Here is a 22,298-nt window from a genome sequence, read left to right on the forward strand (position 1 = left end):
GTGTGTCTGGCATATTAGATGACGGACAACATTTATTCAATAAATGTTGGTCGTCATTTATTAGCGCGAGAACGCGGTAATTCATCTGTTTTTTGCTTGAGGCGGGATAGCAGCTACTTCGCCGTGGCGACGCTGTTCCAGAACATATCGAAGCCAAGCGAGCGGTAGTCGACCGGCTTCACGCCGAAACAGGCGACAAAGCGCATGGTCGTCTCGGCCATTGTGGCGAGCATCGTGCCGAGAAATTGCGCCGGCATCTTGCGGATGACCTTGCGGCGGATGCAGTCTTGCGCAAGCCGTTCCAGCTCGACGTATTGCTGCTGCGCGAAAGAGCGGCTTTCCGCGGTGACATGATCCGATACGTTCAGCTGCGCGAGCACCTTGAACTTGTCGGGATTGTCGACCCCCCAATTCACGTATTCGTTCCAGATGCTGCGGATCTTCAGGCGGTCGTCGGCGTCACGCGGATATGACGACAGTATGACGTTGGCAAGCTCGCCCTTCAGTTCGCAATAGAGCGCATTGACAAGATCGGCTTTGGTTGCGAAGTAGATGAAGAGCGTGCCTTCGCCGACGCCGGCTGCCTTCGAGACAGCGGATGTGGGAGTGGACCATACGCCGCCGGCCGCAAATACCACGGTGGCCGCACCGAGAATCGCTTCACGTTTATCAACGGCTTTGGCGCGCACCATGCAACTGGCTGTCGGAGATGATCGAGCGCTCGATACTAGGGGCAGGCGGGTGCAGGGTCAAGTGAAGCGTCGGGAATGCGCGGCGCGCGTTGCGCGGCACACGACGGGATCGGCGCACTGCGGGGAAAACGCATGCTTGTTCGCACAACTTTCATATAGATCTGTTAAACGCTGCTATTGCGCGATGGCTGCGCGGCGCGCATTGAGGCTGTCGCGAACCTTGCCGATGATTTCAAGCGAACGGCGCCGCGCGTCGAGATCGTGGATGAACGAAAGCACCATCACTTCATCTGCATCGGTTTCGTCGATCAACGTCGCAAGCTTCTGCTCGACTTGCTGTGGGGAGCCGGTAATTGCCGCGCGCACGGCGACGGCGAGACGCGCGCGCTCGTCGTCGCTCGTCAGCGTGTCGAAGTGGCTGACGGGCGGTGCGAGGCGCATCATCGGTGTTCCGCGCAAACGGCCAAGCGACAGTTGCTGCAGCGACGAAAACAGGAACTGCGCGTCTGCCTCGGTATCCGCCGCGGTTACCACGCCGGCAATCATCACATACGGCCTGTCGAGCACGGCCGACGGCTGAAAATTCGCGCGATACGCGGCGATCGCGGTGTCGCGCGCATCCGCGCCGATATGCGTCGCAAACGCAAGCGGCAGCCCGAGCTGCGCACCTTGCTGCGCGGAAAACGGCGATGACGCGAGCACCCAGATCGGCACGTCGAGCCCGGCGCCGGGCACCGCGCACACCGGTTTTCCGGGCTCGGGCTCGCGAAACAGCGACTGCAGTTCGCGCAGATCATCCGGGAAGCGCTCGCGTGCTTCCGGCGTCGAACGCAGCACTTTGGCGACATCGTCATGGACGCTGCCGGCCGCGCGGCCGACGCCGAGATCGATACGGCCAGGATAAAGCGATTCGAGTGTGCCGAACTGTTCCGCGATCACGAGCGGCGTGTGATTCGGCAGCATCACGCCGCCTGAGCCGACGCGAATCGTCGACGTGCGTCCGGCTATATGACCGATCACGACGGCCGTCGCCGCGCTCGCGACGGTCTGCGCGCCGTGATGTTCGGCGACCCAGTAGCGTGCGAAGCCGAGCGCTTCGGCCGCGCGGGCCATCTCGACGCTCTGGTTGAGCGCGTGCGCGGCGGTTTCGCCGGCACGGATCAGCGAGAAGTCGAGCACGGAGAAGGGGACCGGGTTACGCATCGCGCGTCTCCTGAGAAAAAACGCACGAACCGGTGCGCACTGCAGCGAATGTAGTCGCGCGGCACGCGCCGGCGTGCGCATTTGCGAACCGATCATGCGGCGGCGCGAATCGGACGGCACGCGATGCGTGCGATGCCCGCATGCGGACGGGGTTGCTTACCCGCGGACAACGCTTGCGTGAATAGCGGGCGATGCCGGGTACCGCGGAAACAGATTGGCCCGGCCGCGCACCCGCCGTACGTTGAGATACATATCCGCTACCTTGCGACATCGGGCGGTGCGACGCGCGTGCGACACTGCATTCCAACCGATGGAGCATCCCGTGACGACCACGACCTATGAAGGATCATGTCATTGCGGCAAGGTCCGGTTCGAGGTCGATACCGACGTCGCGCCCGCGCTGCGCTGCAATTGCAGTCTGTGCCGGCGCCGCGGCGCGCTGATGACGCCAGTTTTTGCCAGAAGCAATCTCCGTATAATCAGCGGTAGCGACGACCTCGCGGTTTATCAGTTCAACACACGGGTGGCGAGGCATTTCTTTTGCCGCCATTGCGGTGTTTATCCGTTTCATCAAACGTGGAAGGACCGGGGTCGATGGCGCGCCAATATCGGCTGTCTGCACGGAGTAGATCCCTATGCCCTCGACGCGACCGTCAGTGACGGTGCCAGCCTCAGCGTGGTTGACGACGCATGAACCGTATCTTTGCAGCGCTTTGCCTGATCTTCGGCCTGGCCGCGGCCGAACTTGTCCGTCCGTTGAACTGCGCATGCGCGTACTCCGAAATGGAGACGAAACCGCGCAAAGGCGGCGGGGCGGCTAAATGGAAAAAGTCGAGCACGTGCTGATCGTCGATGACGATCGTGAGATTCGCGAACTGATCGGCGCCTATCTGCAGAAAAATGGCGTGCGGGTTTCGAAGGCGTCCGGCGGGCGTGAGATGTGGGCCGCGCTGGGTTCCGAGCCGCCGGACATCGTCGTGCTCGATGTGACGCTGCCGGGGGAAAACGGTCTCGCGCTGTGCCGCGATCTGCGCGCCGGGCAATGGCGCACGATTCCGATTCTGATGCTGACGGCGCTTGGCGATGAAACGGACCGCGTGGTCGGTCTCGAAGTCGGCGCGGACGATTACCTCGTCAAGCCGTTTGCGGTTCGCGAACTGCTCGCGCGCATCCGTGCGATCTTACGTCGCTCGCGGATGGTCGCGCCGGGCTTCGAGCACACCGCATCGGCGCAGTTTCTGGTGTTCGGCGAATGGAAGCTCGATACGGTAGGCCGCCATCTGCTCGACAGCGAGGGGACGATGGTCGCATTGAGCGGTGCCGAGTACCGCTTGCTGCGTGTGTTCGTCGATCATCCGCAGCGCGTGCTGACACGCGACCAGTTGTTGAACCTCACGCAAGGCCGGCAGACCGAACCGTTCGACCGCTCGATCGACCTGCTCGTCAGCCGCTTGCGTCAGCGGCTCAAAGACGGCGCGAAAGACCCGCGCTACATCAAGACACTGCGCAATGAAGGCTACGTGTTCTCGGCTGCGGTCGTGCCGCAGGAAGGCAACCAGTGAAGGTATCAACCCTGTTCAGAGGTCCGCGCACATTGTTCCTGCGCCTGACCCTGATCTTTTTCGCGGGCCTCGCCGTTGCGCAGTTTCTTGCGTTCTGGGCGACGATGTCCGAGCGCAATGACGTGCAGTACACGTTCATGATCAGCAACCTCGAACGTGAAGTGTCGACGGCGGTCGCGCTGCTCGACCGGCTACCGGCAGCGGAGCGCCCGCAGTGGCTGCCGCGGCTGGTGCGCCGCAACTACAGCTTTCTGCTCGGCCCGGGCGTGGGCGGTATGCCGCCGGACAGGAAGCTGTCCGAAGAGGTCGGCGCCGCGATCGAGCGCAGCATCGGCGAGCGTTTTCCGGTGTCGGTCAACGCAGTGCCCGATACGCGCGAACATTTGCAGGCGCATCTGCGCTTGAGCGACGGTTCTCCGCTCACCATCGATATCCAGCCGGTCGCACGGATGCCGCTGTCGTACTGGCTGCCGGTGGTGCTCGGCGTGCAGCTCGTGGTGATCGCGATCAGCGCATGGTTTGCGGTGCGCCTTGCCACGCGGCCGCTGAACCAGCTCGCGAAGGCCGCCGACACGCTCGGCCCGGACATGACCGCGACACGGCTGCCGGAAAGCGGGCCGGCTGAAGTGGCGCACGCCGCCAGGGCATTCAACGCGATGCAGGACCGCATCCGTCAGTACATGAAAGAGCGCATCCAGATACTCGCGGCCATTTCGCATGACCTGCAAACGCCGATCACGCGCATGCGGATTCGCACCGACCTGCTCGACGATGAAGGCGAGCGCATCAAGTTCCAGCAGGATCTGACCGAGATGGAAGCGCTGGTGCGCGAAGGCGTCGCGTACGGGCGCACGCTGCACGGCGCGGCGGAGGCGCCGCGCCGCATCGATCCGGACGCGTTGCTCGAAAGCCTCGTTTCCGATTATGAAGATGCCGGTGCGAACGTGACGTTCTCGGGTTGGATCGGTATGCCGATCGTCACGCGGCCGGTTGCGTTGCGTCGCATTCTGGCGAACCTGCTTGACAACGCTGTCAAGTTTTCCGGCGCCGGAGAACTGCAGACCGAAGTGTCGAAGGACAATCGCATTTCGATCAGCGTGCTCGATCGCGGCCCCGGCATTCCGCAGGATCAACTCGAAGCGGTGTTTCAGCCGTTTTTCCGGCTCGACGCGGCGGGCCAGCGCACGGGCGGCAGCGGACTCGGTCTGGCGATCGCGAAACAGCTCGCGCTCGCAATGAATGCGACGCTCGAACTGAAGAACCGCGCCGGCGGCGGGCTCGAAGCCCGACTGGTGCTTGAAAGGCCGCACCAGGCGAAACCTGCATGAACGGGGCGGGAAACGGGCAACGGACGCGCCTTCTGCTACGCGCGCTGACGCGCCTGCATCAAACGATCATGCCTGCAGCCGCTCGGGCTTGCAGGCATGGCGCGCAATGAATGGCCGTGCATTCTCGGGTCGATGCAAAGCCTCGCTGTGAGGCCACGCACGTTAGCTGCCGAAGTAGATATTGCAGAAGCTGACCGGTCCGACACATTGCTGCGCGGGCTTCGCATGCGTGACCGGCTTGCCGGAATCCGTTCTGCCGTATTCGGACATGCCGCCAACGGAGTCGGCAGCCTGAGCAGCGTTAGCCGCGCTTGCCGGATTCGCCGCACCTTGTTCAGCAGCGACGTTTGCTTCGGCAACCTGAAAGGCCGCCGGATATTGCGCGTCGCCGGCGGCGTAAGGGTTGGAGCCGGACTGTTCGAGCTGCACCAGCTCGGCGCGCACTTGTGCACGGGTGAGGCCTTGATTCGCGCTTTGCGCGAAGCTGAGCACAGGAACGGTAACTGCAGCGGCGGCGACGAGGAGGGTGGCGAGCGTTTTCATGATGAGGTTCCTATAAATGGGGTGAGCCGTTATTGCGCGACGCGCAGCGGCGCCGCCGGATTCAGACGGGCGGCCGGTTAGCTGCCGAAGTACGTCTGGCAGAAGCTGACCGGGCCGACGCACGTTCCATCAGCCGCCGGCGTGCTGGCGACGCGCCGGCCCGACTGGCTCGTGCCGCTCATGCCGGCGCCGACACCGCTGTCGTTGCGTTGCTGCATGTTTGCGACCTGCTGCGCGAAGATCGGGCTGACCTGCGGGTAAGACGCGTCGGTAACAAAGCGCGAGCCGTTGTTCTGCGCTTCGATCAGTTCCTGGCGCACTTCGGCGCGCGTCTTTTCCGCAGCCGACGCACTGTTGACGATGCCGAACGACGTGAAGGCGATCAGTGAAAGGCCGATAAGCATTTTCGTGTTCATTTCGAATTCCTAATTAGTTTGAAAAAGATTTGCCGTTTCATCGAGGCGAACACGGCGGGTTAGCGGTTTATTCCACCTATTCCGATTGCGCCGTAGCACTTGCGCAAGACGTTACGAAGAGCAAAACACCGTATCGTCTGAATTTATTCCCGACTGCACTTCAAGCATCTGACTGCTGTGTGCTACGTAGTGACGAACAGGGCGAAACCGTTCTTTATTCCCGTTTTTTTCAACTAAATACATTTCGCATCAGCGCAGCGAGGCGCCGCGGCGCGCGCGGTCTTCCGCCTGCGCGCCGCGAGGCCTGTCAACACTACGAAGAGGCGGTCTGCTTTTGCAGCGCCTCGACACGCTGCTGGAACTCCGGCGTGTGCAGCAGATTGCCCGGTTTGAGCATGTGCCGGACTTCGACCATCAATCGATGCACATCGGCGTCCTCGACCGCGAGCTGGGTGATCGCGGCCTGATAATCGAGCCGTTGCTGGATATCCGGAATGCGCTCGCCGCGCGTTTTCGGATAAGCGAGGTCGAGCGCGGCGGCGGTCGTCCACGGCGAATTCGCCAATTTTTCGATGCCTTCCAGAAATTGCGGGCCAAGTCCGTCGAGCGCTTGCGCGTCGCCGTTCGATGCGGCGAGCAGGCCGTCGAGCAGCACGGCCTCTTTGGCCGCAATCGTCATGCCCTGGCCGAACACCGGGTTGATGTTGCAAACGGCGTCGCCGACCGGCAGCAAACCGGCCGGAAAATCGGGGAGGCGCGCGAAGTGCCGGCGGCGGCTTTCCGGGTAGCCAAAGCGGATCACCGGCGTTTCCCGCTGGCCTTTACGCAGCGCGTCGGCCAGCGTGCGGGTCGGCAGACTGTCGGCGAATGCAAGAAACGCCGGCTCGTCGACGGGCGGCATATCGCCGTTGCGGCTGGCCAGCACCAGGTCCCAGAGACCGTTTTCGCGCATCGTCAGGTAGCCGCTGCGGCCGTCCTCGGGCGCCTTGCCGATCGTGACCCCGATTTTGAAGCCGGGTGCGGCGCCGTGTGGAAACGTATAAAGCGTGGACGCATAGGCGACGTCGGCGCCGATCACGGTTTCCTCGGGCATCGGGCGGCCGGTGGCCTTCAGGAACGAAAGCGTGGGCATGCCGCGTCCCGATGCGTCGATCACGAGGCTCGCGTCGACCGTCTCGTGTCTGCCTTCGCGCGTTTCAAGGCATGCACCGATTGCGCGACCGTTCTCATCCGCAACGATTTCGATCACGCGGCTCGCATCGCGCAGCTGAATGTTGTCGCGCTTGGCCAGTTGCTCGCGCAACACGGCTTCGAGCATGGGTCTGGAAAGCAGGAAGGTGTGCACGCCCAGTTTGCGGCGAGGCAACGCAGGCATGCCTCCCACTTCGAAGTGCGCATCTGCGCCGGCATCCGACGTCTGCGCACCGGCCGCCAGAAGGTGCGTATGGAGTCCGGGGAACAGTTCGGCGAGCGCAGCCGAACCGCCGGCAAGCAGCCCGTGAAGATGCCTGCCTTGCGGGACGCCCGGTCTTGGACGCACGTCGGCCGGCAGCGGATCGCGCTCGAGCACGACGACCTGCCCAAAATGGCGCGCGAGGGCCGCTGCCATGGACAATCCGCCGATACCCGCGCCGATGACGACCGCACGTTGATCCTTCAAACGATGTTTCATTCCGGCTCCCTGGAGAATGGGCCGATCAGCAAAATGGAGGCCGATCCGCTCAGGGTTGTAACACCCATCGCGCAGGGTTATTCCGCGTGCACGCGCGGCCGGATGTGCTACGGCATCCTATTTATTGTCATGTATGTGAAAGAAATGCCGTGCAATGAACGTTCGCGCGCAACGTCGATCGGATACGTCGGATAGAATGGTTTGCTTACATCGGGATATCACCGATGAACGGTGGGGCGTACGAGGCGAATATGGAAGGTAACTGGAAGTTTCAATTGCGGGTGATCGTGTCTGCGCAACTGGGTTCGATGTTGCGCGGCGACCCGTCCTGCGCGGCGCACGTTGCGCTGCATGACGTGCTGCGCCGGCATCGCGCGTCGGCGCTGTGTCAGTACGATGTGTTCGCCGAATACGTGGATGAGGCCGAGCGCCTCGGGCCGGAGCAATATCCGCTGTACGAGTGGACGCGCGACTCGATCGGAAACCCCGAAAAGAAGCCGAAATACCTCGAAACCTTTGTCGTGTATGTCGAAGACGAAGCAGTCTATGAAGGGCGGATTGCCGATCCGCTGGAGGCCGAACTGGCTGAGCTCGTCGATCACGACGAAATCCGCAGCATCTCGCGCGTCGATACCAATCCGGCGAATTACGCAGGAAAACGCTAGCGCCAAAGCGAAGCCGCTTCGCATCCGGTACGTCCGCTCACCCGGTCGTTCATACTGCAACCGGCGGCCGGGGCCGCATCCGACGATGACCGGAATTGACCCTGATCGGCGCTGGGTCTGCCTTGACGGGCATCGCGCACGCTGACAGGCTGTCGGTCGGCGCGGATGGCGGACTGCCGCATGTGAAACCTGCGCGACGGTGTTCTACCCCGTGCGCCGGCCTTCCGCACCCGCGCACGGACCGCACCGTCCGCGCGCCACGAACGAAAGACAACCTGAATTCCGGAGAACCACAATGAAAGCAGTCGGTTATCACCAGCCCCTCGCCATTACCGATCCCAATGCGCTGATCGACCTCGAATTACCGGAGCCGAAGCCCGCCGAGCGCGACCTGATCGTCGAGGTCCGCGCGGTGTCCGTGAACCCGGTCGATACCAAAGTGCGCAAGAGCCGCAAGGCCGAAGGCGATGTGCCGGTCGTGCTCGGCTGGGATGCGGCGGGCGTCGTGCGCAGCGTCGGGCCGAAGGTCACGCTGTTCAAGCCGGGCGATCGCGTCTGGTATGCAGGCACGTTGATGCGCCCGGGCACCAATAGCGAGTTGCATGCGGTCGATGAGCGCATCGTCGGGCGCATGCCGGCGAGTGTCGACTTCGCTTCGGCCGCGTCGCTGCCGCTCACCGCGGTGACCGCGTGGGAAATGCTGTTCGACCGGCTGCAGGTGCCGACCCTCGGCGATACGGCCCGCGGCGGCGCGTTGCTGATCGTCGGCGCGGCGGGTGGCGTCGGTTCGATCATGGTTCAGCTCGCGCGCAAGCTGACGGGGCTGACTGTGATCGGCACCGCGTCGCGTCCCGCCACGCAGCAGTGGGTGAAGGATCTCGGCGCGCATCATGTGATCGACCACGCGAAGCCGCTCGCCGCGGAAATGGCGCGCATCGGCATTCGCGAAGCGCAATATGTCGCGTCGCTCACGCATACCGACCAGCATTTCGCGCAGATCGTCGAGGCGCTCGCGCCGCAGGGCCGGCTCGGCCTGATCGACGACCCGGAGATGATCGACGTGCGGCTGCTCAAGCGCAAGAGCGCCTCGCTGCATTGGGAACTGATGTACACGCGCTCGATTTTCGACACGCCCGACGTGATCCGGCAACACGACATTCTCTGCAACGTTGCGGACCTGGTCGACAGCGGCATGCTGAAGGCCACCACCGGCGAGCATTTCGGCAAGATCAACGCGGAGAATCTGCGGCGCGCGCATCAGCTGCTCGAAAGCCATCGTGCGAAGGGAAAGATCGTGCTCGAAGGGTTCGGTCAGTAACATTACACGCCCTCGCCGCTTCGTTGCGCGTGCAACGAAGCGGCGACGCAAGTCAGTTCGCTAAAGCAATCGCGCCCGGCGCGACAATCGCACTCAGCGCGATGCCGATGCCGCCGCAGTCGCGACGAAGCGAATCCCCTGGTTGATTGCGCATCGATATGCGCCGCGCGGCGTGGCGGTATCGGCGCCGTCGGGTGCGAATGCGGTGTCGATGGTCGCTGTGTTGTCCGGCATCACGTGATAGCGGACGTATTCGGTGACCGGGCGGTTCTTCGGGTCCAGCGTCCGGTGTACGTCGATAAACGCGATATAGCGGCCGTCCGGAATCAGCCAGGAGTCGATGCGCAGTCCGCCGCGAAACGCCGGGCCCGGCTTGCCGCTGTCGGCGGCGGTACAGTGGTTCATGTCGATTCTCACGCTGACCGTGCGTCCGTCCGACAACGCATTTTCAAGCGCCGTGTAGTCAGCGAGCGCGCCGTCGACGCTGGCGGCGTGCGCGGTTTCCCCAAAGATCGCGAGCGCGGCGACGAGCGCGATGCCCGCAGCGCGGGCGCAAGCGGGCAATGGAGTGGATTGCCGGTTACTCGGGTTTCGTTGTGCAGCCGGTCGACGGATCATCATGAACGCCCTCGTGAGTGGTAAAGCGAAAGAAGTGGAATACGGCGGTGTCGACTTCGTTGAACACGCGCACCCACAGGTTTATTCCTTCGCGACATGCCACCGCAGATTGCGCAACCATGGCATGACCCGCCTATACGCGCGTATGCATTGGCTATGCACATGAACGATCGGATGACACTCAACGACAATGGTTAGGCGCGCAGACGATGTCTAAGCTGGACTCATCGGGCCTGATATCCGGACCTGCAAGTGGGGAGCTGTCATGTTGAACGCGCTGCATCACTGGATCTATATCGGCTCCAACGCCTACGACGAGTACACGTTCGTGCCGTGGCTGAACAAGAACGTGTACAGGCGCACCGTCGCGCTCGACCAGATCTGCATCCAGTAAGCAAGCTGCCGGGCGCGCCGCGTGTCGCGTGCCGCCCGGGCGTGATTGACGCGGCGCGGGCGGACTGCCAACATGAAGCGCTTCTGCACAACAGGACTTCCTCCTTCGCATGCGCGCACCTCAACACCTGAATGCGCTGCGAGCCTTCGAAGCCGTGGCGCGCCACCTGAGCTACGTCGGCGCCGCGGACGAATTGCACGTAACGCCCGCGGCGGTCGGGCAATTGATTCGTGGGCTCGAAGAGACGCTCGACGTCGAGCTGTTCCATCGTGCGCCGTCCGGGCCGTCGCGGCTGATGCTGACCGATGCGGCGCGCGCGGTGATTCCCGACTTGCAGGCCGGCTTCGATCTGTTGTCGACCGCGGTCGAACGGTTGAAGGCGAGCAAGGCGCGCATTGCGATTACGGTGACGGTGCCGCCCGCGTTTGCGCACAAGTGGTTTCTGCAGCGCGTCGAACGCTTCCAGCAACGTCACCCGTACTACGAGCTGCGCATCGACACGAACGGTCAGCTGGTCGATTTCGCGGCGGAGCGGGTCGACGCGGGCATTCGCTATGGCGCGGGCCATTGGCCGGATCTCGATGCGACTTTCCTGTTGCGCGACGAATACTTTCCGGTTTGCAGCCCGGCGCTGCTCACGGGCGAGCATCCGCTGCGCACCCCGCAAGACCTGTGTTTTCACGCGCTGATTCACGACACGTCGATGCGTGCCGCGCCGGTGTTTCCGACCTGGCGGTCGTGGCTGCGATGGTCGGGGCTGCCGGAGCTGGTCGATTGCGATCGCGGCTTGCAGATCAACGATTCGGCGGCGGCGCTGCAGACGGCGATCTCGGGGCTGGGCGTCGCGCTCGGCCGCACCACGCTGGTCGAGCGGGATCTCGCCGAAGGACGTCTCGTGCGGCCGTTCGGCGACGCGCAGAGCTGCGAGCTGGCCTACTATGTAGTGCATCGGAAAGAAACAGCGGGGGAGCCGCCGATCGTCGCGTTCAAGGAGTGGCTGATCGACGAGGCCGGCATCCGCTAGCCGGCGCGCGGTTGCCGCGTCTGTCGTGCGCAGGCGGCGTGCTTCCAATAGACTGTGCGCTGCGCGCGGGCGCCGTCGGATCGGTCGACGGCCGCGGGGGCGCCTTGCGCGCCGGTCGCCGCCGCGGCGGTCCGCATCTGGCGACCGCGTGGCGCGTCTTGGGTCATAACAAACGAATACGGACGGGGGGCGTTGTGCAGCGGATGATCATCGTACGGCCATGGACTCGCGTCGCGGCGCTCGCGCTCACGCTGCTGTTTTACGCAAGCAGCGTCGCCGCGCAGCAGAAGCCGGCCGCCGCATTTCACAGCGACGACCCCGTCGCCGTGCGCGCGGCGCTTGCCGGCAAGCCGGAAGAAGCCGGCAAGCCGACGCTCACGAGCCGGCTGCGCGAGCTGGTCGCCGGGCTTCCGCGCGGCGCGTCGCATAGCGCTTCAACCGGTATGGCGGCGTCCGGTGTCGACCCGCAATCGCGCAACTTCGTGTTCGTCGTCGACGCGCCGCTCGGCATTCTTTATCGCGCACAGTCGCATCTGCTGAAAGTCGACGTGCCGCTCGCGGACGACGAACGCCCGGGCTACATTGTGCTGAAGAAATCGGTCACCGGCTCGAGCGGCCGGCGTCTCGTGATCGCGCCCGATGCGAAGGCGAAGGGCTATGTGCAGTATGTCGACCGGATCGAGCTTGAAGAGCCCGGCAAACGGACCAACGCGCGCGGCCGGCTGAAGCTGTCGCAGCAGGCGTTCGCGGCGGCAAATGGCGATTTCGCGATCGCGCTGGTGTGCCACCTGGTGCCGCCGTATATGTCCGACCGCCGTGTTCATGAGGAACCGACCGACGAGGAGCCGACCGACATCACCACGCGCACCTCCACGTTGCACGCGGAGGTCGACGAAGTGTGGCTGGTCGATATGAGCGACGGTACCGTGTTGTCGACGAAGCTGCGGTTGTCGAAGTAACGCTGCGCTATTGGTGCAACTGCGCAGTTAGCCGCGCGGTCAGCCTCTCCATTAGCCGCACATTCAGCCGCGTGTTTAGCCGCTCGTTCAGCCGGGGCCGGCTCGCGACTCGCAGTCCGGCTGACGCCCCCGTCGCACGATCACGACGAAGCGCCTTGCGCCGGGCGTCCCGCAAACTTTTCCACCAGAAAGTCGACAAACGCGCGCACCCGCGACGACAGGTGCCGCGCGTGCGGATACAGCAGAATGAACGGCCGCGAGCGGCCGCCCTTGTCCTTCATCACTTCGACGAGCCGTCCTTCGCGCAGATCGTCCTCGACGACGAACCGGTACGTCTGAAAGAGGCCGGCATGATGGCGCGCGAGGGTCGCGCCGGCAAGCACGTCGCCCGACGCGCTGCAACCGCCGTGCGGCACCAGTTCGAGTTCTTCGCCGTTGTCGTTGAAAATCCACGGTACCGGCCGGCCGCTGCTTGGCAGTTCGAACTGGATGCAGTCGTGCATCTGCAGTTCTTCGATCGATCGCGGGGTGCCCGCGCGTTTCAGATATGCGGGCGACGCGACGATCACGAGTTCGGCATCTTCGAGCTTGCGTGCAATCAGGTTCGAGTCGACCGGCGCCCGGCCGCGAATCGCGAGGTCGAACGCTTCGTCCGCGAAGTCGATATTGCGGTTGCTCAGATGCGCCTGGATCTGCACGTTCGGGTAGCGCTCGCGAAACTCGGCGAGCACCGGCAGCACGCGGCAATGCCCATACGGCGTCGGCATGCTGATGCGCAACAGGCCGCTCGGCGTGGTCTGCTGGCCGGTCACTTCGCGCTCGGCGTCCACCAGCTGGCTCAGTGCCGCGCGGCATTGCTCGAAATAGATGCGGCCTGCGTCGGTCAGGCGGATCTGGCGCGTCGTGCGCACGAAAAGCCGCACGCCGAGCCGTTCCTCGAGCCGCGCGATCGAGCGGCTGACGGCCGCGGGCGTGACGCTCGCGGCGGTCGCGGCGAGCGTGAAACTGCCCAGTTCCGCGGCGAGGCAAAAGAGTTCGATACTGCCCAGCAGAAGGTCGTCGAATTGTCGTTGCATGGAAGAGGCCAGGGGCTAAGCCGACGCGTACAGCAGGTAGCCGAGCTTACCACTTGCCCGCGGCGGCGCCGCCATCCACGGTCAACACCGCGCCGGTCGTGAATTGCGCATCGGTCAGGTAAAGCACCGCGTCGACGATATCGGGGAATGCGAACAGTGCACGCGTTAGCCGCGAGCGCACAGCGGGCGCGTCACGACGCGAACTGGAACTGCTCGAAGTCGTGCAGCCGGCTTTCGATGGCGGCCTTCAGGCCCTGGCGCTTGCGCGTGCCGATCCAGTTCCATTGCTGGATGTGCAGTGCGCGGCGCTCGCGGTCCGCCTTCAGGTCGATTGCCGCGACAATCTCGCCATCGACGAGCACCGGCAACGCAAAGTAGCCGTACACGCGCTTTTCCTTCGGCACATACGCTTCGAAGCGATGCTCGTAGCCGAACAGCAGATGCAGCCGCTTGCGCTGGATGATCAGCGGATCGAACGGCGACAGGATATGCACGCCTTGCGCCTGCACGGGCCGCTCGGCCAGGGTTTGCGGTTCGGCCCAATGCGCGGCTTTCCCCGCGCCTTCAATCGTGACGGGCACCAGCAGCCCTTTCTTCACGCGCATGTCGATGGCGGCGCGCACCAGCGGTTTGCGTTTCGCGTTCAGATGACACGCGGAGTCGAGGCTGACCACGCCTTGCGAACGCAACGCGCGGTCGAGCAGATAGTCGGTGGTCTCTTTTTCGGTTGCGCGCCGCGGCGGCCGTTCCCAGTTGAAATGCCGTTCCATCAGCTCGTACGTTTTCAGCATGCCCGAGCGCTCGCTGATGGTCAGCTTGCCGATATAGAACGCCAGTTGCAACGCGCGCTTCGAAGGCTTGCGGCTCGCCCACGGATGATCTTTTTCGACCGGGATATCGTCGTCGATATCGCGGATCGACAGCGCGCCGTGCTTGCGGATACGCGTGACGATCTTGCGCAGATCGGCCGGCGTGACCGAATCGTACCAGGCTTTCGGCGCGGTCTGATGCAGCTTCATGTCGGCGAGGTAGTACTTCAAATCGCGGGTCGGCACGTAGGAGAGCGCGTGTGTCCAGTACTCGAAGACGGTCTTGTCGACGCTTTGCGCATGGTGCAGATGCTCGCGCCGGTACGCGGGAATGCGGCTCCACAGAATATGATGATGGCAGCGTTCGATCACGTTGATCGTGTCGATCTGCACATACCCGAGATGCTCGATCGCGGCGAGCGTCGCGCTCGCGTCGGCGCCGAACGGCTCGGGCGTATCGAGCCGCTGCGCGCGCAGCCAGAGATGCCGTGCTTCGGTTTGCGTGATCGAAACAGGGGAAGCGGATGCGGACGGGCGCGGCATGAGCATTTGCGGGCGATTCGGGTTAAATGACTACCGGTCGATCGATATTGATCAGCATGACGATTTTACGCAAAACGCCGCCGCCGCGCGCAAGGCGCGACGGCGGCAACAGCAGTGGCAACAGCAGTGGCAGCGTCACCAGCAACAGCAGCGGTGTCGCGCTGCAGTGCGTCGCATCCAATACACGGGCCGCGTTCAGTCGCGCCCCGCTTCGTTGCATCTGCAACGGCGTGCTAAATCTGCGTCAACCCGCCATCGACAACCAGCTCGGCGCCGGTCACATACGACGCGTCGTCGCTAGCGAGGAACAGCGCCGCTTTCGCGACTTCCGACGCATTGCCGAGCCGCTTGAGCGGCACGCGCTCCTGCAACGCCGCAGCGCTTTGCGACAATTGCTCGTCGGACAGGCCGAGCTTGCCGTGAAACGGCGTCGCGATCGGCCCTGGGCTCACCGCATTCACGCGGATGCCGCGCGGCGCAAGTTCCGCCGCCAGCGAGCGGACCAGCGATCGCACCGCGGCCTTGGTGGCGGACAGAATCGATAGCCCGGGCGCGCCGACCTCGTTGAGAAACGACGTGGTGACCACGATTGCGCTGCCCGCGCCCAGATATGGCGCGGCCTTCTGCACAGTGAAGAAAAGGCCCTTGAAATTCAGCGCGAACTCCGCGTCGATCTGTGCGTCGCTGACCGCGTCGAACGGCGTCACTGTCGCGGCGCCCGCGTTCGCATAGACGATATCGATACGCCCGTGCCGCGCGACGGCCTGCGCGATCGCCGCGTCGATATCCTGCGGGTTGCGCAAGTCCGCGCGAACCGTGAGCGCGCCGCGGCCGAGTTCGTGCGCCGCGTTGTCGAGCCGCGCGAGATTCGTACCGACCACCACCACATGCGCGCCTTCAGCCTTGAACAGCTTCGCGGCTTCCAGCCCGATACCCGACGTGCCGCCGGTGATCAGAACGACTTTGTCCTTGAGCTTCATTTTGCTGCTCCATCAGTTGAGGGGAGAAGAGAAAGTCAAATGCGCTTTCGATGGAGAGCACTATCGGTTTTGCGAGCGATAGTCGCAAACGAGAAGAAGTCAGCGGCTGCGATAGAAAACCTTTTCCGCCGGGAACGCGACGCGCGCACGGTCGTCTCACGTTGACGTGACAGTGGCGACGCGCACCGGCCACGCAGCGGGCGCCGTCCGGCGAACGCTGGCGCCGCGAGATTCATCCGGACCCGGTGATGCTGTTCCGCTACTCGGCACTGACCTTCAACGGCCATCGGATCCACTACGATTACCCGTACGTGACGCAGGTGGAGGGGTATCCGGACCTGATCGTGCATGGGCCGCTGATCGCGACATTTCTGATCGACCTCGTGCATCGCGAAGCGCCGCAAGCGGTCGTGCGGCGCTTCGAATTTCGCGCGCAGCGTCCGACCTTCGCGAACCGGCCGTTTACCGTATGCGGCATGCCGTCCGCCGACGGCCAGACGGTCGCGCTCTGGGCGAAAGACCACGAAGGCTATCTGACGATGCGCGCGACCGCGCAACTGGCGTGAGTGTGCGGCGGCCTCGTTATTCCGCTTGTCCAATCCTGTATCGACGCGCGCCGGCGTATGCGATTCCACCCATTCAACCACGCACGCGAAACACCGACACCGCCTCCGACAACCGCTGCGTCTGGCCTTCCAGCGACGCGGTGGCGGCGGCGGCCTGTTCGACGAGCGCCGCATTCTGCTGCGTGACGAGATCCATCTGCGACACGCTCTGGCCGACCTGGCCGATGCCCGCGCTCTGCTCCTGCGACGCGGCGGCGATCTCGCTGATGATATCGGTGACCTGCTTGACCGAGCGCACCACGTCGGCCATCGTGGTCGCCGCGCGTTCGACCTCGGTATTGCCGGCGCTCACGTCCTGCGCCGCGCCGTGAATCAGCGCCTTGATTTCCTTCGCGGCGGTCGCGCTGCGCTGCGCGAGGCTGCGCACTTCCGATGCGACCACCGCGAAGCCGCGGCCGTTTTCGCCGGCCCGTGCGGCTTCGACGGCCGCGTTCAACGCGAGAATATTCGTCTGGAACGCAATGCCTTCGATCACCGAGATGATGTCGACGATCTTGTCCGAGCTCTGCGCAATCTTCTGCATCGTCTCGGTGACCTGGCTCACCGCTTCGCCGCCGCGCGTCGCCGTGTCGGATGCGCCGATCGCCAGCCGGCTCGCCTGCTGCGCATTGTCGGTGTTGTGACGCACGGCGGCGGTCAGCTGCTCCATGCTCGACGCGGTGGTTTGCAGCGACGCCGCCTGTTCTTCCGTGCGCGACGACAGGTCGGTATGGCCGCTCGCGAGTTCGTGCACGCCGGTTTCGATCGAATGCGTGCCCTGGCGCACCGCGCTGACGATGCCGGTGAGGTTCGTCTGCATCGTCTTCATCGCGGCGAACAGGCGGCCGATTTCATTGCGCGACTCGTGCGAGATCGGCCCGGTCAGATCGCCTTGCGCAACGCGCGTCAATTCGTCGACGGCGACCGTGAGCGGCTGCACCAGTGCGCGGTTCAGCAGGTGATAGACGAGCACGATCAGTGCGGCGGCGGCAACCAGCGCGCCGCTCACCGTGTACACCATGGTCTGGTAGCCGCGCGCCTTGGCCGCGCGGATCGCCGCCGAGTCCGCCTGGACCAGTTTGAAGAAATCGTCGGTGGCGCGGCCGAACGCGGCGCTCGTGTCGGTCATCTCATGCTCGTTGACGGTTGCGTATCCTTTCAGGTCGCCGGCGCGCAGTGCGGCAAACAGCTTGTCGAGCGCGGCCGCATGCGCCTTGAAGGTGTCGCCGACACGGTCGGCCGCCGCGCTGCTCGCGTCGCTCCACTTCGGCACCGCGGCGAACGCCGCGTAGTCTTTCTTCGCGAGGTCGAAAAAGCCGGCCCCCGCAGCGAGCGCCTCCTGTTCTTCCTTGCTTTCGTCGTCGCCGTTGGACAGCAGCGCGATATATGCGCGCGCGGTCGCGCTGCGCGCCTGCAGCGTGTCGAGGTACACGTCTTTCAGGCCTTTTACCTCGGTGTCCTGCACGCTGATCTTTGCGGAAGCGGCATTGTTCTGCTGCAGCGAAACGACGCCGAGCGCGCCGATGATCAGGATCAATGCGCCGAACAGCGCGAGTACGCCGATAAACCCGGTGCGTACCGGGAAATTCTTCAAGCTCATTGTTTTTATTCCAGAAATCGATGACTGGATCGGTCCGCGCGGGGCGCGAGACCGGGGATGACGGGTAAACGGGCAGCCGCCGTGCGCGCCGCCGCCGTTCATGTCGCCGACGGCGACATTGGGCCGCATACCCGACCAACGCTATATAACGGCCTCGAACCGCCGAATCTTGACAGCTGTGTAACGGAATCTTGACAGTCGTGTAACGCCGCCGGCGGGCAGCGCGGAGGGCGAGCGGGCCGGGCGATGCCAGGGTTTCTACTGGTATGCGGGGGAATGACGCACCTCTAGCATAGGCAATCGGTCGGGTGGTCGACCAGTAGACCAAACGGCGCGGTCCGTGCGGTAGCGGGCGCGGGTGTATTGCGCATGAAAGAAAAGCGCAGCCGATGCGGCGCGTCCGCGGCGCACGGCGGTTCGCCTGCCGGGCCGAAGGAGAGGTGATGAGTTATCAGTACGACGAGCAGCTCGACGGCGTGCTCGCGTCGCATGACCGCGACGCGGTCGTGGCGGAACTGCAGCAACTGCTGCCGGACCTGCAATTGCTGCACTCGCGCGAGGAAGTGCGCCCATTCGAATGCGATGGGCTGTCCGCGTATCGCACGGCGCCGATGCTGGTTGTGCTGCCCGAGCGTGTCGAGCAGGTGCAGGCGCTGCTGAAGTTCGCGCACGCGCGGCGTATTCCGGTGGTCGCGCGCGGCGCGGGCACCGGGCTCTCCGGCGGCGCGATGCCGCTCGAAAAGGGCATCCTGCTCGTGATGGCCCGCTTCAACAAGATTGTCGAAATCGACGCGGATGCCGGTATCGCGCGTGTGCAACCGGGCGTGCGCAATCTGGCGATCTCGCATGCCGCGGCGCCTTACGGCCTGTACTACGCACCGGACCCGTCGTCGCAGATCGCCTGCTCGATCGGCGGCAACGTCGCGGAAAACTCGGGCGGCGTGCATTGTCTGAAGTACGGCCTGACCGTGCACAACATCCTGCGCATCGACATCGTCACGATCGACGGCGAACGGCTCACGCTCGGCTCCGAAGCGCTCGACAGCCCGGGCTTCGATCTGCTCGCGCTCTTCACCGGATCGGAAGGCATGCTGGGCGTCGTCACCGAAGTGACGGTCAAGCTGCTCACGAAGCCGCAGAGCGCGAAAGTCCTGCTCGCGAGCTTCGACGACGTCGAGCGGGCAGGCGGCGCGGTGGCGAAGATCATCGGCGCGGGCGTGATTCCGGGTGGCCTCGAAATGATGGACAACCTGTCGATTCGCGCGGCCGAAGACTTTATCAAGGCCGGCTACCCGGTGGACGCGGAAGCGATCCTGCTGTGCGAGCTCGATGGCGCGGAGTCCGACGTCGACGAGGAGATTGCCTGCGTCGATGCGATTCTGCGCGAATCCGGCGCCACCGACGTACGCCTCGCGCAGAACGAAGCGCAGCGCCAGCGTTTCTGGGCGGGCCGCAAGAACGCGTTTCCGGCGGTCGGCCGCATCTCTCCGGACTACTACTGCATGGACGGCACGATTCCGCGCCGCGAGCTGCCGCGCGTGCTCAAAGGCATCGGCGATCTGTCGGTCGAATATGGCTTGCGGGTCGCGAACGTGTTTCATGCGGGCGACGGCAATATGCACCCGCTGATCCTCTTCGATGCGAACGTGCCCGGCGAAATGGACCGGGCCGAAGCGCTCGGCGGGCGCATTCTCGAGTTGTGCGTCGAAGTGGGCGGCAGCATTACCGGCGAGCATGGCGTCGGCCGCGAAAAGATTAACCAGATGTGCTCGCAATTCAGCAGCGATGAACTGACGGTGTTTCACGCGGTGAAGGCCGCGTTCGACGAAAAGGGACTGCTGAACCCGGGCAAGGGCGTTCCGACGCTGCATCGCTGTGCGGAGTTCGGCGCAATGCACGTGCATCAGGGCGCATTGCCCTTTCCCGAACTGGAGCGTTTCTGATGCGCCGCGATTCCGAATCCATCGACGACAGCATCCGGCTGATCGACGCGGTGCGCGCAGCCGCTGAGCGGCGCGTGCCGCTGCGCATTCACGGCGGCGACAGCAAGGCGTCGCTCGGCCGGCCCGTCGAAGGCGAAGCGCTCGATATGCGCAGTCATAGCGGTGTGGTGACCTATGACCCGACCGAACTCGTCATCACGGTGCGCGCGGGTACGCCGGTCGCGCAGCTGAACGCGGTGCTCGACGAAGCCGGCCAGATGCTGCCTTGCGAGCCGCCCGACTTCGGCGGCGCCGCGACGGTCGGCGGCGCGGTCGCGAGCGGCCTGTCCGGGCCGCGCCGTCCGTGGGTCGGCGCGCTGCGCGACTTCGTGCTCGGCTGCCGGCTGATCACAAGCGAAGGCAAGTATGTGCGTTTCGGCGGCGAGGTCATGAAGAACGTCGCCGGTTACGATCTGTCGCGTCTGATGGCCGGCAGTTTCGGCTGTCTCGGCGTGCTTGCCGAAGTGTCGCTGAAGGTGCTGCCCAAACCGCGCGCGCATCACAGTCTGCGCATCGGCATGAGCGCGGCGGATGCGCTTGAGCGCATCGTCGAATGGCGCCGCGCGGGGTTGCCGGTGAGCGGCGCGTGTCATCTCGGCGACGCGCTGCATGTGCGGCTCGAAGGCGGCACGGCGTCGGTGCAGTCCGCGGCGCAGCGCATCGGCGGCGACGAGATCGATCCGGCGTTCTGGATCGCGCTGCGTGAGCGGCGCCTGCCGTTTTTCAACGGTCCCGAATGCCTGTGGCGTCTTTCCGTGCCGAACGGCGTGGGCGTCGAAGCGTTGCCCGGCGACGTGGCGCTCGACTGGGGCGGCGCGCAGCGCTGGTTGAAAAGCAATGCGCCCGCGTCGAGCATCCGGCGCATCGCCGAATCGGCCGGCGGACATGCGACGTGCTTTACGCCCGCGGCGGGCGTCGAACCGTTTCATCCGCTGCCCGCACCGCTGCTGCGCTTTCACAAACAGCTGAAGCAGAAGCTGGATCCGCACGGCATTTTCAACCCGGGGCGGATGTACGCCGAACTGTGAGCCCATTCGAGGGACAGCATGCAGACGAACCTTTCCGATCGCGCACGCAGCTTGCCGCGTGCCGAGGAAGCCGATGAAATCCTGCGCTCATGCGTGCATTGCGGCTTCTGTAACGCGACGTGTCCGACTTATCAGATTCTCGGCAACGAACTGGACGGACCGCGCGGACGCATCTATCTGATCAAGCAATTGCTCGAAGGCGAAGCCGCGACGGAGAAAACGCAGCAGCATCTCGACCGGTGCCTCACGTGCCGCAACTGCGAAACGACCTGCCCGTCGGGCGTGCGCTATCACTCGCTGCTCGACATCGGCCGCGCGGAGCTCGAAAGCCGCATCGAGCGGCCGCTGCGCGAGCGCGCGCTGCGCGCGGGCCTGCGCCACGTGATTCCGCGTCCTGGTGTGTTCAATACGCTGCTGAAGGCGGGCCGCGCGGTGCGGCCGATGCTGCCGAAAGCGCTCGGCGAAAAGATTCCGACGCAGCAGATTGCCGCAAAGGCGCGGCCGACGCGGCGCCATGCGCGCCGCATGCTGATGCTCGAAGGCTGCGTGCAGCCGTCGCTGTCGCCGAACACCAATGCCGCGACCGCGCGGGTGCTCGACAAGCTCGGTATCAGCATCGACCATGCGCCGCGGGCGGAGTGTTGCGGGGCGACCGACTACCACCTGAACGCGCAGCAGGCGGGCCTTGCCCGCGCGCGCCGCAATATCGACGCCTGGTGGCCGGCGATCGAAGCGGGCGCCGAGGCGATCATCCAGACTGCGAGCGGGTGCGGCGCATTCGTCAAGGAGTACGGACATCTGCTGCGCGACGACCCGCACTACGCGCGGAAGGCGGCGCGCGTCAGCGAGCTCACGCGCGATCTGGTCGAAGTGCTGGCCGCCGAAAACCTCGACACGTTGCGCACCACCGAGGCCCAGCGCCGTCTCGCGTTTCACTGCCCGTGCACGCTGCAGCATGCGCAGAAGCTCGGCGGCGCGGTGGAGGGGGTGCTGCAGCGCCTTGGCTTCGAACTGACCGCGGTGCCCGATGCGCATCTGTGCTGCGGCTCCGCGGGCACGTATTCGTTTACCCAGCCGGAATTGTCGAAGCAGTTGCGCGACAACAAGCTCGATGCGCTCGAAAGCGGCAAGCCGGACATGATCGCGACCGCGAATATCGGGTGTCAGACGCATCTGGGCGGTGCGGGCAGGACGCCGGTGCGCCACTGGATCGAACTCGTCGAAGAGGCGTTGGCGCCAGCGTGAGTACGCGGTGGGATGCGCGAGCGGCGGTGTGCGCCG

23 protein-coding genes and 1 pseudogene are annotated in these 22,298 nt (G+C 64.6%); 12 read left to right on the plus strand and 12 right to left on the minus strand.

Annotated features, from left to right (window positions below):
- Positions 1-113: 113 nt before the first annotated feature.
- Together HV675_RS00700 and HV675_RS00705 are read right to left on the minus strand one after the other, a co-directional pair.
- A complete protein-coding gene (locus tag HV675_RS00700) occupies positions 114-692 on the minus strand; it encodes a TetR/AcrR family transcriptional regulator (RefSeq protein ID WP_175108813.1) in 579 nt (192 codons plus the stop codon).
- 174 nt (positions 693-866) lie between these two features.
- On the minus strand, positions 867-1,895 hold the full coding sequence (locus tag HV675_RS00705; protein WP_175108814.1) for an LLM class flavin-dependent oxidoreductase: 1,029 nt from the start codon (positions 1,893-1,895) through the stop codon (positions 867-869).
- 310 nt (positions 1,896-2,205) lie between these two features.
- Between HV675_RS00705 and HV675_RS00710 the strand changes: the two genes are divergently transcribed.
- The 3 genes from HV675_RS00710 to HV675_RS00720 all read left to right on the plus strand — a co-directional run bounded on the left by HV675_RS00710 (position 2,206) and on the right by HV675_RS00720 (position 4,785).
- Positions 2,206-2,589 carry a GFA family protein gene (locus HV675_RS00710; RefSeq protein WP_377700760.1) on the plus strand — a complete coding sequence of 128 codons (384 nt, stop codon included), beginning with the start codon at positions 2,206-2,208 and terminating at the stop codon, positions 2,587-2,589.
- Positions 2,590-2,716: 127 nt separating this feature from the next.
- Positions 2,717-3,457: a response regulator gene (locus HV675_RS00715; protein WP_175108816.1), complete on the plus strand. Its 741-nt coding sequence runs from the start codon at positions 2,717-2,719 to the stop codon at positions 3,455-3,457.
- On the plus strand, positions 3,454-4,785 hold the full coding sequence (locus HV675_RS00720) for an ATP-binding protein (RefSeq protein WP_246270031.1): 1,332 nt from the start codon (positions 3,454-3,456) through the stop codon (positions 4,783-4,785). The genes HV675_RS00715 and HV675_RS00720 overlap by 4 nt, the downstream gene beginning before the upstream one ends.
- A gap of 162 nt (positions 4,786-4,947) precedes the next feature.
- Here HV675_RS00720 and HV675_RS00725 read toward each other — a convergent pair whose 3' ends face one another.
- The 3 genes from HV675_RS00725 to HV675_RS00735 all read right to left on the minus strand — a co-directional run bounded on the left by HV675_RS00725 (position 4,948) and on the right by HV675_RS00735 (position 7,416).
- Positions 4,948-5,328: a DUF4148 domain-containing protein gene (locus tag HV675_RS00725; RefSeq protein WP_175108817.1), complete on the minus strand. Its 381-nt coding sequence runs from the start codon at positions 5,326-5,328 to the stop codon at positions 4,948-4,950.
- Positions 5,329-5,405: 77 nt separating this feature from the next.
- Complete coding sequence (locus HV675_RS00730) at positions 5,406-5,744, minus strand: DUF4148 domain-containing protein (protein WP_175108818.1); 339 nt, start codon at positions 5,742-5,744, stop codon at positions 5,406-5,408.
- A 313-nt stretch (positions 5,745-6,057) separates the two neighbouring features.
- Positions 6,058-7,416: an FAD-dependent oxidoreductase gene (locus HV675_RS00735; RefSeq protein WP_175108819.1), complete on the minus strand. Its 1,359-nt coding sequence runs from the start codon at positions 7,414-7,416 to the stop codon at positions 6,058-6,060.
- 224 nt (positions 7,417-7,640) lie between these two features.
- Here HV675_RS00735 and HV675_RS00740 point away from each other — a divergent pair, with 224 nt between their 5' ends.
- Together HV675_RS00740 and HV675_RS00745 are read left to right on the plus strand one after the other, a co-directional pair.
- Complete coding sequence (locus HV675_RS00740; RefSeq protein WP_246270032.1) at positions 7,641-8,081, plus strand: hypothetical protein; 441 nt, start codon at positions 7,641-7,643, stop codon at positions 8,079-8,081.
- Between the two features lie 295 nt (positions 8,082-8,376).
- Positions 8,377-9,399: a zinc-binding alcohol dehydrogenase family protein gene (locus HV675_RS00745; RefSeq protein ID WP_175108820.1), complete on the plus strand. Its 1,023-nt coding sequence runs from the start codon at positions 8,377-8,379 to the stop codon at positions 9,397-9,399.
- A 93-nt stretch (positions 9,400-9,492) separates the two neighbouring features.
- On the opposite strand, the gene HV675_RS00750 is transcribed toward HV675_RS00745, so the two are convergent.
- The gene (locus HV675_RS00750) at positions 9,493-10,020 is read right to left on the minus strand and encodes a VirK family protein (RefSeq protein ID WP_175108821.1); all 528 of its coding nucleotides are present in this window, start codon (positions 10,018-10,020) and stop codon (positions 9,493-9,495) included.
- 262 nt (positions 10,021-10,282) lie between these two features.
- Here HV675_RS00750 and HV675_RS32720 point away from each other — a divergent pair, with 262 nt between their 5' ends.
- The 3 genes from HV675_RS32720 to HV675_RS00760 all read left to right on the plus strand — a co-directional run bounded on the left by HV675_RS32720 (position 10,283) and on the right by HV675_RS00760 (position 12,394).
- Positions 10,283-10,411 carry a hypothetical protein gene (locus HV675_RS32720; protein ID WP_281364001.1) on the plus strand — a complete coding sequence of 43 codons (129 nt, stop codon included), beginning with the start codon at positions 10,283-10,285 and terminating at the stop codon, positions 10,409-10,411.
- 109 nt (positions 10,412-10,520) lie between these two features.
- The gene (gene gcvA / locus HV675_RS00755) at positions 10,521-11,435 is read left to right on the plus strand and encodes a transcriptional regulator GcvA (protein ID WP_175108822.1); all 915 of its coding nucleotides are present in this window, start codon (positions 10,521-10,523) and stop codon (positions 11,433-11,435) included.
- Positions 11,436-11,638: 203 nt separating this feature from the next.
- Positions 11,639-12,394 carry a hypothetical protein gene (locus tag HV675_RS00760; protein WP_175108823.1) on the plus strand — a complete coding sequence of 252 codons (756 nt, stop codon included), beginning with the start codon at positions 11,639-11,641 and terminating at the stop codon, positions 12,392-12,394.
- A 140-nt stretch (positions 12,395-12,534) separates the two neighbouring features.
- Here HV675_RS00760 and HV675_RS00765 read toward each other — a convergent pair whose 3' ends face one another.
- Genes HV675_RS00765 through HV675_RS00785 form a run of 5 tightly spaced genes read right to left on the minus strand, consistent with a single transcriptional unit; the run spans position 12,535 to position 15,802 of the window.
- Complete coding sequence (locus tag HV675_RS00765; protein ID WP_175108824.1) at positions 12,535-13,470, minus strand: LysR family transcriptional regulator; 936 nt, start codon at positions 13,468-13,470, stop codon at positions 12,535-12,537.
- A 46-nt stretch (positions 13,471-13,516) separates the two neighbouring features.
- The gene (locus tag HV675_RS00770) at positions 13,517-13,651 is read right to left on the minus strand and encodes a hypothetical protein (protein WP_377700761.1); all 135 of its coding nucleotides are present in this window, start codon (positions 13,649-13,651) and stop codon (positions 13,517-13,519) included.
- A gap of 10 nt (positions 13,652-13,661) precedes the next feature.
- Positions 13,662-14,822: a winged helix-turn-helix domain-containing protein gene (locus HV675_RS00775; RefSeq protein WP_175108825.1), complete on the minus strand. Its 1,161-nt coding sequence runs from the start codon at positions 14,820-14,822 to the stop codon at positions 13,662-13,664.
- Positions 14,823-14,844: 22 nt separating this feature from the next.
- Positions 14,845-15,003, minus strand: a complete 159-nt coding sequence (locus HV675_RS00780; RefSeq protein ID WP_175108826.1) for a hypothetical protein — start codon at positions 15,001-15,003, stop codon at positions 14,845-14,847.
- 52 nt (positions 15,004-15,055) lie between these two features.
- A complete protein-coding gene (locus HV675_RS00785; protein ID WP_175108827.1) occupies positions 15,056-15,802 on the minus strand; it encodes an SDR family oxidoreductase in 747 nt (248 codons plus the stop codon).
- 182 nt (positions 15,803-15,984) lie between these two features.
- On the opposite strand from HV675_RS00785, the pseudogene HV675_RS00790 reads away from it, so the two are divergent.
- Positions 15,985-16,368, plus strand: a pseudogene (locus HV675_RS00790) (HTD2 family dehydratase); the annotation flags it as partial.
- A gap of 73 nt (positions 16,369-16,441) precedes the next feature.
- Here HV675_RS00790 and HV675_RS32725 read toward each other — a convergent pair.
- Positions 16,442-18,007: a methyl-accepting chemotaxis protein gene (locus HV675_RS32725; protein ID WP_175108828.1), complete on the minus strand. Its 1,566-nt coding sequence runs from the start codon at positions 18,005-18,007 to the stop codon at positions 16,442-16,444.
- 443 nt (positions 18,008-18,450) lie between these two features.
- Here HV675_RS32725 and glcD point away from each other — a divergent pair, with 443 nt between their 5' ends.
- From glcD to glcF, 3 genes are read left to right on the plus strand one after another with little or no spacing between them, the layout of a single operon-like run.
- On the plus strand, positions 18,451-19,950 hold the full coding sequence (glcD, locus tag HV675_RS00800) for a glycolate oxidase subunit GlcD (protein WP_175108829.1): 1,500 nt from the start codon (positions 18,451-18,453) through the stop codon (positions 19,948-19,950).
- A complete protein-coding gene (glcE, locus tag HV675_RS00805) occupies positions 19,950-21,017 on the plus strand; it encodes a glycolate oxidase subunit GlcE (RefSeq protein WP_175108830.1) in 1,068 nt (355 codons plus the stop codon). The genes glcD and glcE overlap by 1 nt, the downstream gene beginning before the upstream one ends.
- 18 nt (positions 21,018-21,035) lie before the next feature.
- The gene (glcF, locus tag HV675_RS00810) at positions 21,036-22,262 is read left to right on the plus strand and encodes a glycolate oxidase subunit GlcF (protein WP_175108831.1); all 1,227 of its coding nucleotides are present in this window, start codon (positions 21,036-21,038) and stop codon (positions 22,260-22,262) included.
- Positions 22,263-22,298: the final 36 nt, after the last annotated feature.

This window comes from Paraburkholderia solisilvae (genome assembly GCF_902859875.1).
Lineage (GTDB): Bacteria > Pseudomonadota > Gammaproteobacteria > Burkholderiales > Burkholderiaceae > Paraburkholderia > Paraburkholderia solisilvae.

Coding starts and splice junctions, on each gene's coding strand:
- HV675_RS00700 (WP_175108813.1), bottom strand. CDS start 692: ATGGTGCGCGCCAAAGCCGTTGATAAACGTGAAGCGATTCTCGGTGCG.
- HV675_RS00705 (WP_175108814.1), bottom strand. CDS start 1,895: ATGCGTAACCCGGTCCCCTTCTCCGTGCTCGACTTCTCGCTGATCCGT.
- HV675_RS00710 (WP_377700760.1), top strand. CDS start 2,206: ATGGAGCATCCCGTGACGACCACGACCTATGAAGGATCATGTCATTGC.
- HV675_RS00715 (WP_175108816.1), top strand. CDS start 2,717: ATGGAAAAAGTCGAGCACGTGCTGATCGTCGATGACGATCGTGAGATT.
- HV675_RS00725 (WP_175108817.1), bottom strand. CDS start 5,328: ATGAAAACGCTCGCCACCCTCCTCGTCGCCGCCGCTGCAGTTACCGTT.
- HV675_RS00730 (WP_175108818.1), bottom strand. CDS start 5,744: ATGAACACGAAAATGCTTATCGGCCTTTCACTGATCGCCTTCACGTCG.
- HV675_RS00735 (WP_175108819.1), bottom strand. CDS start 7,416: ATGAAACATCGTTTGAAGGATCAACGTGCGGTCGTCATCGGCGCGGGT.
- HV675_RS00740 (WP_246270032.1), top strand. CDS start 7,641: ATGAACGGTGGGGCGTACGAGGCGAATATGGAAGGTAACTGGAAGTTT.
- HV675_RS00745 (WP_175108820.1), top strand. CDS start 8,377: ATGAAAGCAGTCGGTTATCACCAGCCCCTCGCCATTACCGATCCCAAT.
- HV675_RS00750 (WP_175108821.1), bottom strand. CDS start 10,020: ATGATGATCCGTCGACCGGCTGCACAACGAAACCCGAGTAACCGGCAA.
- HV675_RS32720 (WP_281364001.1), top strand. CDS start 10,283: ATGTTGAACGCGCTGCATCACTGGATCTATATCGGCTCCAACGCCTAC.
- gcvA (WP_175108822.1), top strand. CDS start 10,521: ATGCGCGCACCTCAACACCTGAATGCGCTGCGAGCCTTCGAAGCCGTG.
- HV675_RS00760 (WP_175108823.1), top strand. CDS start 11,639: ATGATCATCGTACGGCCATGGACTCGCGTCGCGGCGCTCGCGCTCACG.
- HV675_RS00765 (WP_175108824.1), bottom strand. CDS start 13,470: ATGCAACGACAATTCGACGACCTTCTGCTGGGCAGTATCGAACTCTTT.
- HV675_RS00775 (WP_175108825.1), bottom strand. CDS start 14,822: ATGCCGCGCCCGTCCGCATCCGCTTCCCCTGTTTCGATCACGCAAACC.
- HV675_RS00785 (WP_175108827.1), bottom strand. CDS start 15,802: ATGAAGCTCAAGGACAAAGTCGTTCTGATCACCGGCGGCACGTCGGGT.
- HV675_RS32725 (WP_175108828.1), bottom strand. CDS start 18,007: ATGAGCTTGAAGAATTTCCCGGTACGCACCGGGTTTATCGGCGTACTC.
- glcD (WP_175108829.1), top strand. CDS start 18,451: ATGAGTTATCAGTACGACGAGCAGCTCGACGGCGTGCTCGCGTCGCAT.
- glcE (WP_175108830.1), top strand. CDS start 19,950: ATGCGCCGCGATTCCGAATCCATCGACGACAGCATCCGGCTGATCGAC.
- glcF (WP_175108831.1), top strand. CDS start 21,036: ATGCAGACGAACCTTTCCGATCGCGCACGCAGCTTGCCGCGTGCCGAG.